Raw genomic sequence first — 2,091 nt, 5'->3', positions numbered from 1 at the left:
CGCAATGGCCAAGGATTTCCTCCAGCAAATAAAGCTGGACATTATTTATATTCAGCCGGCCGTGCACATCCCGGATCTGCACGGCCAGAGGCACATCTTCCACCCGGATCTCGTAAGGCTCAAAACGGGGATGCCACAGATCAAGACCTTCACCGGCAATGACTTCCCAGATTTCCCTGTTCTCCGCCAAAGCCCTGTTGGCCTCATACTTGAGGTATTCGTGCTTTCCCCGGGCCAGTCCGGAATACAACAGATGCTCCTGCTTCATTATCTCCAGGATATTTTGCACCTGAATCCCCTGCAGCCTGGAACTGGTGGCCGCATTCATGGCTACCACGGACAAGACCAGGGATACCCACAACACGGCAATAAGGATGAAGCCCTTGTCTTCTCTTGTTTGCGCAGATACTTTAAGTGCAAACCTAAAATGAAACCCGGGATACAGGCACATGAATAATATACTCCTGCCCTTCAAGCAGCAATGAAATCCGCACCTGACCTGGGAGTACATTCTCCACCCAGTGCCTATCAAAACTTATCTCATTTTCCTGCACGGAGCGTTCCAGGCCATGATCAGGCACCCCGGCAAAGGGAAAATACTGTTCACTGGTATAAAAGAACCCGGCCTCTATGATCCCTTCCAGCATAAGGATGCTTTTGCGCTCCATATGGCTGTCCGGACTGAAGCTCTCCCTGCTGAAGTCAGTTGCAGATCTGAAGGCAGTGGCTTCCTGAACAAAATCCGGAGACGGGCGGGAGGACTTGGACAGATACAGGCATTTCTCCTGTTTTTCCGGACAGACATCAACATACAGACAGGCAAAATAAAGACCTTCCCCTGCCCCGGATATACTGCCTGTCCCGTTGCTGGTGACGTAAAACATTGCGCCCGGTCCTCCGGCAAAAAGCAGAGCCTCCCCTTCCTCCCAGAAAATATTGTAGGGTACGGCCCGGGTCAGGTCGGCTCTCAAAAGCCTTGTAGCCGCTTCCAGACGCAGGGTCTCGTCTTGCCGTCCGTGTCTGTCCTCCCAGATTCTCACGCCCATGGAGAATGCCTGGTACAGAACCAGGACCAGCATGGAGATAATGGTCATGGAGATGACCACCTCCAGCAGGGTAAATCCGGAGCTTTTGCCGCGTGACCGGGCAGAAAGGCAGTTATCTGAAGTGGGTCCTTTTAAACTCTTCATGAAAAAATCCCGGCTCATACCAGACATAGCGAACAATTCTGCCCTGACGTCCTCTGTCCATGGAGTATGCCAGAACATAGCGGTACAGTTCTCCGGGCAACCTTACTTCCTCGGGCAAGTCACCTCTTTTATGCACTGTTTCCACCGGCTCTATGCCAAGAGACCAGCTTAAACCAAAGTCTTCACCACTCCACGCAAATTCGCTGTCCTGTACATCCATGGCCATCAGCGCATCCATGATCCGCCTGATCTCTGTCACTTCCCGGACAACCTCAGCTGACCTGAATTCAAGTCGAAGACCAGCGGCAAGGACCTGAAAAAAAACACCCACCACCAGCCCGGCAATGACCAGAGCCACCAGCACCTCCATCAGGGTGAAACCCACAAAACACTTGCTGTAACTGTTTTTCAAGATATTACTTATGCACAAGTTTTATTCTGCCCAAAAGGGGATCACTGCGGGGTACGAATATCATCTCATCTGATTCCAAAAAAAAAATCAGCTACGCCCATGGAGCCGTCGGCATAAAAAAATGCCAGAACAAATTCTTCTGCCCCGGGATCTTCTGGCAGAACTATCCTTGCTCCATCCGGGACAGTGATGGACCTACCCTTGAGATTTTCTACAACCTCCCTGTCAGCCTTCACATACACACAGGCATTGTCTGTAGCGTTCACCACTGCACTGCTCCCCGCCGCACCCATAAACCTCCCCAGTTCAGAGGCAAAAGCTCTGACTTCAAGGCTTTCCTGCTGACGGTAATTTATCCCCAGATAAAGTCCCATACCCAGCAACATGATTATCAGCACAACCATGACTTCCAGCAGGGAAAGCCCGGCTTTACCGGAAAAAGCCCCTTCCTGATCCGTGATTCTTTCTCTTCTCTCTCCCACTCGCCAT

The 2,091-nt window shown here is 51.4% G+C and carries 3 protein-coding genes and 1 pseudogene; all 4 read right to left on the bottom strand.

The window, feature by feature from the left end; genetic code table 11:
- Nucleotides 1–451: pseudogene (locus D5S03_RS07870) on the bottom strand (hypothetical protein); the annotation flags it as partial.
- Complete coding sequence (locus D5S03_RS07865) at nt 423–1,190, bottom strand: PulJ/GspJ family protein (RefSeq protein WP_287043369.1); 768 nt, start codon at nt 1,188–1,190, stop codon at nt 423–425. The gene D5S03_RS07865 and the pseudogene D5S03_RS07870, both read right to left, overlap by 29 nt.
- Nucleotides 1,159–1,575, bottom strand: a complete 417-nt coding sequence (locus D5S03_RS07860; protein WP_287043368.1) for a PulJ/GspJ family protein — start codon at nt 1,573–1,575, stop codon at nt 1,159–1,161. Before D5S03_RS07860 ends, D5S03_RS07865 begins: the two co-directional genes overlap by 32 nt.
- 92 nt (nt 1,576–1,667) lie before the next feature.
- Nucleotides 1,668–2,091, bottom strand: a 424-nt coding sequence (locus D5S03_RS07855; protein ID WP_287043366.1) for a prepilin-type N-terminal cleavage/methylation domain-containing protein, incomplete at its 5' end; no start/stop codon positions are given.

Source organism: Desulfonatronospira sp. MSAO_Bac3, assembly GCF_003838035.1.
Taxonomy (GTDB): domain Bacteria; phylum Desulfobacterota; class Desulfovibrionia; order Desulfovibrionales; family Desulfonatronovibrionaceae; genus Desulfonatronospira; species Desulfonatronospira thiodismutans.
This window is presented reverse-complemented; position numbering and strand designations above follow the sequence as displayed.